Origin of the sequence: Streptomyces fulvoviolaceus, from assembly GCF_000718165.1 — a bacterium.
Classification (GTDB): Bacteria; Actinomycetota; Actinomycetes; order Streptomycetales; family Streptomycetaceae; genus Streptomyces; species Streptomyces fulvoviolaceus.
In genome coordinates, this window is the sequence record NZ_JOEY01000115.1 from 1 (window position 1) to 9,278 (window position 9,278).

A 9,278-nucleotide genomic window follows, 5' to 3' on the forward strand; every position below is an offset into this window, starting at 1 on the left:
GACCCAGCACGACGTCTGGGGCGACAACCCCGACAGCTGGATCTGCGCCGTCTACGCCGGCAAGGACACCCACGTCGAAACCCTCGACAACGGCTGGCGCGTCACCGGCCGCTGGAGCTACGCCAGCGGATCCGCCCACTCCCAATGGGCCATCCTCGGCGTACCCATGGCGGATGTGTCGGGTGCTCCGGACGTCGGCCTGCTGATGATCCCGACCAGCGAACTGACCGTCGAGGACACGTGGTTCGTCAGCGGCATGCGCGGCACCTCCTCCAACACCCTCGTCGCCCAGGACATCTTCGTCCCCTCCCACCGCCGCCTGTCACTGCAGGGGGTCTCCCGAGGCGAATTGGAGAACCCGAACCGGGGTGAGGTCCTTTACCGTTCGGCCTTCGGCCCGGTGTCGGGTCTGTGTCTGGCGGCGCCGCAGGTGGGCCTCGCACAGGCGGCACTGGACCTGGTCATCGAGAAGGCACCCAAGCGCCCCGTCCCCTTCTCCCCCTACCCCTCACAGGCACAGGCACCCACCGTGCAACTCGCCGTCGCCAAAGCAGCCTCCCTCGTCGACAGCGCAAAACTCCACCTCTACCGCGCCGCCGCCGAAGTCGACGAGAGCGCACACCAGGGAGTGACCCTGGATGTCGACGGGCGGGCGCGCAACCGCATGGACGGCATGGCGGCGTCCCACTACTCGCGTGAGGCGATCCGGATCCTGATCTCCGCACACGGATCCGGAAGCTTCGCCGAGTCCAACCCCCTCCAGCGCATCTGGCGCGACTGCGAAGTTCCGACGTGACTCCCGAGGTCTACGGCAAGGTCCTCCTCGGCGCACACGAGGATGTCGTACTGATCTAGGCCGTACGGGACCGACGCCACACCGCGATCGGGTGGGTGGAGGGCGCCGACGCAAGGTAGGCGTATGCCGATCTCGGCGCCCTCCCGACCCGACCCCACCCCGCATGTTCTGGGCGCCCGCCCATCTCGGGTGGAGCCTTCGTGCGGAAGGAGAGCCGTCGAGCCGGGCATCACGTTCATCCGTGTGAACCACAAAGCATTCGGCATTCAAAGGAAAGCCATCATGGGCAACGCCAACACCAACACCCACTTCGCGATGCAGCACACCTCCGACCAGTTCGACTCGATGGTTCTGCGAAAGGCCTTCGGCTGCTTCCCGTCGGGAGTGGTCGGCCTGTGCGCGATGGCCGACGGACCTGACGGGACCGAGCCCATCGGGATGGCCGCCTCAAGCTTCGTCGCCGTGTCGATCGAGCCCGCCCTGGTGGCCTTCTGCGTGCAGTGGACGAGTACAACCTGGCCCAGGCTCGAAACGCTTCCCCGCCTGGGGGTGTCCGTCCTCGGCGAGCGGCACGACACCGTCGCACAGCGGCTTGCCTCCAAGAATCAGGACCGTTTCCAGGGGCTTACGCTCGAAATCAGCCCTGAGGGTGCGGTCTTCATCGAGGGTGCGACCGCTTGGCTCGACTGCACCGTCGACTCGGTACTTCCCGCGGGGGACCACGGCATAGTTCTCCTGAAGGTCAACGCTCTCACCATGTCACCCGAAGCCGAACCCCTCGTCTTCCATGGATCCGCCTTCCGCCAGCTGCAACGAGAAACCGCCTGACACGCCCTCTGCGCCCAGACACGCCCCGTTCCGCGCACCCTCCTGGGGCAACAGGAATCAGTTGCTGATATTCATCCAGGTAGTGAGGTCGGCGGGGCCGGTCGCCAGGAATGCGATCGGACGGCAGGAAACGACCGACGAGCACCCGGCGTGGGCCCCACATGGTCAGGTGCGCCGGGTAGGGCATGATGGGGGATCGATGGAAGACAGCAAGCCCGGGTCCGGGTCTGGAGCGCGTCGGTCGCGTAGCGTTCTCGTGAGTTTTCTCGGGGCGATCGTGCGCCGCATGGGTAATTGGATGCCGATCGCCGGCGTTGTCGAACTCATGGGACAGTTCGGACTCGATGAGTCGAGCGTTCGTACCGCTGTCTTCCGGCTCAAGCAACGCGGCTGGCTGGTTCCCGAAACCCGCGGCGGGATGAAGGGCTACTTGCTCACCGCGGAAGCGCTGGACTCTCTTGCCTCCGGCGATGAAATCGTGTGGCACGCGCGTCAGCCCGCCAACCTCGACGACGGGTGGTGCATCGTGAATTTCTCGGTGCCGGAGTCCGCGCGGGCGAGGCGGCATCAGCTGCGCGCGCGCCTGACCACGCTCGGGTTCGGGATCGTCGGCTCCGCCGTGTGGATCGCCCCGGCACGGATGCTCGAAGCCGCCAAGCGTGTGATCGACGAGCTGGACCTTACGACGCAATGCGCCATCTTCGTCGGCCACTACTCAGGCGGCCCTGAACTCGACGGCCTGTTGCGCAGCAGCTGGGACCTGGACGAGATCGACCAGCGGTATCGAGAGTTCATCGAGTTGCACGGAGACCAGATCGATCAGTTGGAGTCCTCTGGAGTGATCGATGGCGAGGTTGCCTTTGTCGCGTACCTCACTGCCATTGACCATTGGCGCCAACTTCCCTTCCGAGATCCCGGCCTGCCTCGGGAGCTGCTCGGCGACGACTGGGCCGCTCCAGCCGCAGGAGCCCTCTTCGAGCGGCTCGTCGCACTCCTGGAAGGGCGGGCGCTGGCACACGCCGCGGGCTATTGGCCGACCACTCCGCATACGCCGTGATGGTTGAGCGTCATCGTCCGGCTCCGGATCGTTTCCGTCGCGGCAAGGAAGCAAGGCCGCTACGCGGCACCGTGTGAGGCGTTCCCCAGCTCGATGAGGAGAACGCCGCCCATGATCAAGACGATGCCACCGGCCATGAGAAGGGTGAGTGGCTCCTTGAAGAAGACCTTGGAGGCGACGGCGGTGAGCGCGACACCGCAAGCTGCCCACACTCCGTAGGCCACGCCGATGCCCAGCCCATGGGCGAGCGTGAGGGAGAGGCAGACGTAGGAGAGGACGTAGCCGGCCGCGACAGCGCCGTACCAGGCCCTGCGGCCAACGGCCGCGACGCGGAGCCCGATGGTCGCGCCGACCTCCGACACGATGGCGACGACGAGATAGATCCACTGCATCAGGCGGCCCTCCCGGGTGCGGTGGCCGTGACGGGCTCGGCGCCTTGGCCGACGTCCTCGGCGTGCCCTGCCGCTCGGGCCGCGCCGACCTGGACGAGCACAACGCCTGCGACGACGAGCGCCATGCCACCGAGCATCAGCGGGGTCAGGGCCTCGTCGAAGATGAGCACGGACAGAGCGGCGGTGGCGGAGACACCGAGAGCGCCCCATATCGCGTAGGAGACTCCCAAGGGCATGCCGCGTCTCAGCGCGATGCTGATGGAGACGAAGGAGGCGGGGTAGGCCAGGGCGACAAGGGCGTACAACTGCGGGTGTCTGAGCGCTCCCTTGAGCGAGAGCGCGCTGACCACCTCGCATGCGATGGCCGCGAGGAGAAGAAGCCAACGGCTCACTGCTGCTCCTCGCCCTGCGCGGGCAGATCGGGAGCAAGGGCCTGGACCCGCCGGGAGGACGGCCGGCCGGTGTGCAATGTGGTCATGGGCTCGCCAACCGTTCGGAGGGAAAGGAGAGTCGGATGCGACACCGGGCGGTGTCTGTCACGGCTGTCCGACCAGCGCGCCGCGCCAGCCGTACACGGCGGCGCCCCGAGCGGTATTCGCTTACCGCATACGCGCTCGGGACGGCGAACGTGCTCAGTCGATCGGCGACACGGTCGCCTCTTTGTCCTGAGGCAGGACCATGCCCTCCACCAGGGAGACGAGGCTCGGCACGTCTCCGTCGGCGACGGCGCGAGCGACATGGTCGTGGTAGTCACGAGAGCGGACGATCTTTCCGTTGCGGCACTCGACGACGATGATGTTTCCGTTCGAGACCGTGGACTCGCCGATGCGGGAAACGTAAGTCCACTCCGCGATCACCACATTCGGATCAGTCGTGTCGTAGAGGGTGAGATCGCGGACCTTGATGTCGGAGTACATGCGTGAAAGCTGCGTGCCCCACTGTTCGGTACCGCGCGTCACGATCCGCTCCGGTACCGCGAACTCCATCGATACCTCGGCGTCGTCGGCGTAGAGCGCGTACGCCGCCTCCGTGTCGCCGGCGGCATAACGTTCGATCAGGGCCTGCACGATTTCCCTTGCGTTCATCGCCTCGTTCTTTCTCGCACGACAGCGTGGGTCAGACCTGCATGAGGTAGCCGAGGGGGATGTCGAGGAGGGTCTTGCCGTACTGCTCGATGGTCAGGTCGTTGAAGGCGAGGTGGGAGCTGGCGGTTTCGCAGTCGCGCCAGTACCGCTGGAGTACGGAGGAGTCGGCGAAGCTCGCCGAGCCGTGCGCGAGGGTGAGTGTGCGGATGGCATCCCGGGCGTAGCGAGCCGCGGCGGTCATGTCCATCCCGTTGCGGGCACGGGTCTTGATGTCCATGTCGATGCCCTGATGTGCGGCCTCGTCGCTCGCGTTGGTGGCGCGGTACAGGTGGAGTCTGGCGGAGTCCACCAGGGATGCCGCCTTCGCGATCAGCAGTTGAACGGTGGTCGCTTCGGCCTGGGTCATGTTGGTCTGGGGGATCTTCCGCTTCGGGACCGTCTTGACGACCAGGTCCACGGCTGCTTCGGCCACACCGACGGGTGTCGTGGCGAGACAGAGTCCGAACAGCGCGCCGAAGGATGAGCGGTAGAGCGGGATGCTCTGGTACGGGGTCGAGGCACTGCTGCTGAAGGCTTCGTCGAACGACAGCACACGGTGTGCCGGGATGAACACCTCGTCCGCGATAAGTGTGTTCGATGCCGTACCACGCATGCCGGCGACGTGCCAGGTGTCCTCGATCGTCAGCTCGTCCATGGGCACCAGGCCCATGCCGGTGCCCGTCATCGCACCCGACGCGTCCAGGAACGGCACACCGATGATCGCCCACTGCGAGTGAGCCGAGCCGCTGGCGTACCGGTACCGGCCGCTCACCCTCCAGCCGCCGCCCTTGACGGACTGCGCCGTCGCTTCGTCGGGCGAGGTCACCGCGCAGATGTTGTTGTTCGGGTCCCGGCCCCATACGTCCTCTTGCGCCTGCTCGAGAAACATCGCGACCATCCACGTCGACGCGTTGCCGAGGCCGGCCACCCAGGACGTGGACGCGCACCCGTGTGCCAGTTGCTGTTGCACCTCGATCGAGGTGCGTATGTCGGTCTGCAGGCCGCCGAAACGCTTGGGCCGCAGCAGTGACAGCAGCCCCGCTTCCTGAAGTGCCAACATGTTCTCATCGACGACGCGACGTTCCGCGTCCGTACGGGCGGCGTTGGCGGCGAGCAGGGGTACGAGATCGGCGGCGCGCCCGACCAACTCGGCTCGCCGTGCCAGGTCGGCGCTGGTCGCCGAGGGGCGTTCCATCAGGAGATCCACTTCTTGCTCCTTGTCAGGTGATGGTGCCAAGTGGCTGATCAGTTGGCGGCCGGAATGCCGCGGTCGTCGGTCCAAGTGGCCACCACGAGGTAGACCGAGGCGTCGAATTCACTCAAGGCCGCCGACATGTGCCCCTCGTTCCCTGGCCATGCCGCCTTGTTGTGGCCGAGTTCGTCCAGTGAGTAGTTCGCGCACCCGCCGGACACCATCGGGCTGGCGTCGAGCACCTTGTCCGCCTCGCGCTTCCACGCGGCCTCGGCGTCCTGGCCGACTTCCAGCGCCCGGATTCCGTGCTCCTGCATGTACTCCAGCGCCTTGACGACGTAGACCCCGGCGATCTCACCGGCCGAGAGACCGTTCCAGTTCTGGCCGTTGGGGGCGGCACCCCCGATGAGGAACAGGTTCGGGCAGCCCGATACCGAGATGGACCTGTAGGCGCGAGGGTGGCCCTGCTGTGCCTCACCGACGGTGACGCCGTCGCGGCGCCGGACGCGATGCAGTATGTGGCCGCCGAAGAAGAAGCCGGTTGCCAGGACGACGGTGTCGGCCTCGAACTCGCGCCCGCCGGCGGACGCGATGGTCGTGGGACCGATGCGGGAGGCCGCTTCCGGGACCAGCTCGACGTTGTCCTGTTGCAGCGCGCGATAGTAGGTGTCGCTCACCCCCGGGCGCTTGCAGGCGAACCTGTGGTCGGGGGTGAGCAGTAGCCGCAACTCGGGATCCGGGACCTGCTCCTCCAGGTACTGCAGAGCCTCCGCCTGAGCCGCGTCCGAGGCCGCGACGTCCTTCAGCAGGAAGACGTCATCCCACACCACCTCCTGTTCCTCCGACAGTTCCCTGCGCATCTCCAGGAGCAGCTCCGGAGTGTCACGGAACCTGGCCCGGTCCTCGTCGCTGAAGACCTTGTCCTGTTTGGGCACGATCCAGCAGGGGGTGCGCTGGAACATCGTGACCGCCGCGGCGACCTGCTGCATCGCCGACACGATCTGGATGGACGAGGAGCCGGTGCCGACGACCGCGACCCGGTCGCCCTCGCCCGTATAGCCCTCCGGCCACATCGACGAGTGGAAGATCCGGCCCTGGAACGAGTCCATGCCCACGATGTCCGGGACCACGGCCTCCTCCAGGAAACCGGTCGCCAACACCAGCACTTCGGCGTGGTACGTGCCTCCGGTCGTCGTGACCGACCAGCACGCCGGCTCCTCCAGCCACTCCGCCTCAAGCATCTCTGTACGGAAGTGAGTGTGTTCGTAGAGCCCGTGGTCGGCCGCGACCTTCTGCATGTAGGCCGCCAGTTCGGGCTGGGCCGCGTAGAGCCTGGGCCACTCCGGGTTGAGGGCGAAGCTGAACTGATAGACGGAGATCGGGCCGTCGACCGCGCATCCCGGGTAGGTGTTCTGCCACCAGGCACCCCCGAAGTCGTCGTGCTTGGTGACGATGAGGAAGTCCGAGAAGCCCGCCTGTTCCAGCAGTACGGCGACGGCCATTCCGTTCCCGCCGGAACCGACGATCATCACCTTCGTGTGATGGACCTGCTCCACCGACTCAACCTCTCGTCCGCCGAGCACCAGCACAGCTCGGTACCTTTTCATGACGACCGTAAGTTTGACGTAATGTCAGGGACCAGGCTGAGGGTGGATTCTTTCCATTGTGTTGCGTCGCTGTAAGACGTGGCGTCACCGCCGATCCGGGAGCACTCTGCCGGTCGATCGCCGCAGCGTTGGATCCGAATCCCCCGGACACGCAAGCGGGATGAGGGCAGACCGCGAGGGGCGGGCCGCCCTCGATCCGGCGGCGGCGCCATGTCTTACCGTCGCGTAACGCGGCGGAAAGAATCCGCCCTCAATCTGAGCCCTGGAATCACTGCAAACTTACGGTCGTCACACAAAGGCACCGAATGATCCTCGGTTTGCGAGAGATTGAGTCGGTCAACAAGATCCCGCGCCCTGCCGCTGGAACGGTTCCGAAGCGGCCGCCGTGCAACCGCCGGCCGCCAGGGCGGCATCACTGGCGAACTCCGCCGAGCCCCACCCGTACAGCGCCACCAGCACGATCGACGAGGCCGCACACCGCGGCATCGACCTTCAGGTCCGGGCCCGCAACGGGATGACATGACCGCAGCGGCCCGGTGCCTCTCCCTCCCCGCCGCGGTCGTCCCCCACTGCCGTCACGAGCAGCCCGCCGGCAGACAACGTCTCCGAACTTCGCGCACATCACGTCATCGCCCCAAGAACGGAGCTCACAATGTTCACCGGCATCACTGCGACTCCGACCGACCCGACCGATCCGCCCGAAAGCCCCGCTTCCGCGGACCGGCCCACCCGCACCCTCACCTCCACCAAGATCATCGTGCTCATCGTGGCGGTGCTGACGCCCCTGTCCTGCACGCTCGCGCTGGTGCCGCTCGGTCTGGCCTTCGGCGGGCCGTCGACGACGCTGATGTATGTCGTCATCGCGGCGATTCTCGGATTGTTCTGCGTCGGCTACGCGGAGATGGTCAAGCGCATCACCCGCCCGGGGGCCTTCTACAACTACATCGCCCGCGGCCTGGGACGGCCGATGGGGGTGGGCGGTGCCATGGTGGCGATGGTCGCCTACGTCACCGCGGCCATCGCCACCTTCGCCACGGTCGCCATGGTCGTCTCGTCCCTGCTGCCGTCGTTGGGTGTCACCCTGGACTGGCCGTGGATCTTCGCCGTCCAGGTCGTGTGCGTAGGACTCACGGTGTGGCGGCACATCGACTTCAACGCGCAGGTCCTGCTGATCGCCGTGGCACTGGAACTGCTGGTGCTCGCCGCCCTCGTCGTAGGCATCATCACCCACAAGGGCGCAGGGTCCTTCCCCGTCGACGTCATCAAGCCCAACGTCCTCGGCACCGGGCACTGGACCGTCGCCTTCATCTTCGCCATCCTGTGCTTCCAGGGTTTCGAGAGCGGTGCTCTCTACAGTCCCGAAGCGATCCGCCCGGAGAAGACAGTTCCGCGAGCCCTGTGGGGGACGCTCCTCGTCATCGCCGTCACGTTCTTCATCGTCACGTGGGTGCTGACCTCGGTGACCGGCGTCGCCAACCAGATGACAGTGGTGCAGCAGCAAGGACCCAGCTACTTCATCTTCAACGTCGTCGGGGAGTATCTCGGCTCCGTCGGTACGAAGATCTTCTCCGTCATCGTCATCGCAGGTGCGTTCGCCAGCAGCCTGGCGGGTACCAACTTCCAGGCGCGGTACCTCAACAGCCTGGCCAAGGAGGACCTGCTGCCCCGCGTGTTCGCCAGGGAGAACAAACACGGTGCCCCGGCCGGCGCGGCGGCGTTCCTCCTCGGAACGGTCTCCTTGCTCGCGCTCGTGTGCCTGCTCACCGGCGCCGACCCCTACACACAACTCGGGTCGCTCTGCTTCGGAATGTCAGCCGTCGGCATCACGCTGCTGCAGTTGCTCGCGTCCGCAGCCGTCGTCGGGTATTTCCTCAGGCAACCCGCGACGGAACGGCACCCATGGCGCACGTTCGTCGCCCCGAGCCTGGCCAGCCTGCTGCTGGTCGCGGCCCTGGTCATCGAGATCAACGGTTTCACGTGGCTTACGGGCTCCGAGGCATCCTGGACCATGGTGCTGCCGGTCCTGGTCGGCGTCTCGTTGCTCGGCGGCGTCATCTTCGGTTTCTGGCTGCGAAGGCGCCGCCCACTCACCTATGCCGACCTCTCCGCCGGTGAGACACCAGAGGCGGCGGCGGAGCTTCGGCGTCGACGGCTCGCGGCGAGAGTTGCCCCCGCCGCGGAAAGGGCCTAGGCGCTGTTTCTCGGATCATGTGCGGAGCCAGATGATGAGGGCTGCAAGGGTGACGGTGCCGAGGTAGGTGTAGGCCCGTTTCTCGTAGCGG

10 protein-coding genes are annotated in these 9,278 nt (G+C 66.4%); 5 read left to right on the plus strand and 5 right to left on the minus strand.

Annotated elements, in window-relative coordinates:
* The 3 genes from IG08_RS55425 to IG08_RS0152510 all read left to right on the plus strand — a co-directional run.
* Positions 1-796 (plus strand): acyl-CoA dehydrogenase family protein (locus tag IG08_RS55425; protein WP_267965074.1); only part of this gene is annotated, 796 nt, incomplete at its 5' end.
* Between the two features lie 282 nt (positions 797-1,078).
* Positions 1,079-1,624 (plus strand): flavin reductase family protein, encoded by a 546-nt coding sequence (locus tag IG08_RS0152505; protein ID WP_234343238.1) that lies wholly within the window; start codon positions 1,079-1,081, stop codon positions 1,622-1,624.
* 199 nt (positions 1,625-1,823) lie between these two features.
* Positions 1,824-2,681: a PaaX family transcriptional regulator gene (locus IG08_RS0152510; RefSeq protein ID WP_052425343.1), complete on the plus strand. Its 858-nt coding sequence runs from the start codon at positions 1,824-1,826 to the stop codon at positions 2,679-2,681.
* 59 nt (positions 2,682-2,740) lie between these two features.
* On the opposite strand, the gene IG08_RS0152515 is transcribed toward IG08_RS0152510, so the two are convergent.
* The 5 genes from IG08_RS0152515 to IG08_RS0152535 form a co-directional block, all read right to left on the minus strand.
* Positions 2,741-3,073 (minus strand): DMT family transporter, encoded by a 333-nt coding sequence (locus IG08_RS0152515; RefSeq protein ID WP_030621808.1) that lies wholly within the window; start codon positions 3,071-3,073, stop codon positions 2,741-2,743.
* Positions 3,073-3,465: a DMT family transporter gene (locus IG08_RS0152520; protein WP_052425344.1), complete on the minus strand. Its 393-nt coding sequence runs from the start codon at positions 3,463-3,465 to the stop codon at positions 3,073-3,075. The genes IG08_RS0152515 and IG08_RS0152520 overlap by 1 nt, the downstream gene beginning before the upstream one ends.
* 240 nt (positions 3,466-3,705) lie before the next feature.
* Entirely contained in the window at positions 3,706-4,140 is a 435-nt protein-coding gene (locus tag IG08_RS56355) for a nuclear transport factor 2 family protein (protein WP_052425345.1), read from the minus strand.
* Between the two features lie 49 nt (positions 4,141-4,189).
* Complete coding sequence (locus IG08_RS0152530; RefSeq protein ID WP_078656144.1) at positions 4,190-5,404, minus strand: acyl-CoA dehydrogenase family protein; 1,215 nt, start codon at positions 5,402-5,404, stop codon at positions 4,190-4,192.
* 38 nt (positions 5,405-5,442) lie between these two features.
* The gene (locus tag IG08_RS0152535; RefSeq protein ID WP_078656145.1) at positions 5,443-6,996 is read right to left on the minus strand and encodes a flavin-containing monooxygenase; all 1,554 of its coding nucleotides are present in this window, start codon (positions 6,994-6,996) and stop codon (positions 5,443-5,445) included.
* A gap of 385 nt (positions 6,997-7,381) precedes the next feature.
* Between IG08_RS0152535 and IG08_RS60505 the strand changes: the two genes are divergently transcribed.
* Both IG08_RS60505 and IG08_RS0152545 read left to right on the plus strand, forming a co-directional pair.
* The gene (locus IG08_RS60505; RefSeq protein WP_158812414.1) at positions 7,382-7,519 is read left to right on the plus strand and encodes a hypothetical protein; all 138 of its coding nucleotides are present in this window, start codon (positions 7,382-7,384) and stop codon (positions 7,517-7,519) included.
* Between the two features lie 129 nt (positions 7,520-7,648).
* Positions 7,649-9,187, plus strand: coding sequence for an APC family permease (locus tag IG08_RS0152545; RefSeq protein WP_030621815.1), 1,539 nt, complete (start codon positions 7,649-7,651; stop codon positions 9,185-9,187).
* Positions 9,188-9,278 lie beyond the last annotated feature (91 nt).

Coding starts and splice junctions, on each gene's coding strand:
- IG08_RS0152545 (WP_030621815.1), top strand. CDS start 7,649: ATGTTCACCGGCATCACTGCGACTCCGACCGACCCGACCGATCCGCCC.
- IG08_RS0152535 (WP_078656145.1), bottom strand. CDS start 6,996: ATGAAAAGGTACCGAGCTGTGCTGGTGCTCGGCGGACGAGAGGTTGAG.
- IG08_RS0152510 (WP_052425343.1), top strand. CDS start 1,824: ATGGAAGACAGCAAGCCCGGGTCCGGGTCTGGAGCGCGTCGGTCGCGT.
- IG08_RS0152505 (WP_234343238.1), top strand. CDS start 1,079: ATGGGCAACGCCAACACCAACACCCACTTCGCGATGCAGCACACCTCC.
- IG08_RS0152515 (WP_030621808.1), bottom strand. CDS start 3,073: ATGCAGTGGATCTATCTCGTCGTCGCCATCGTGTCGGAGGTCGGCGCG.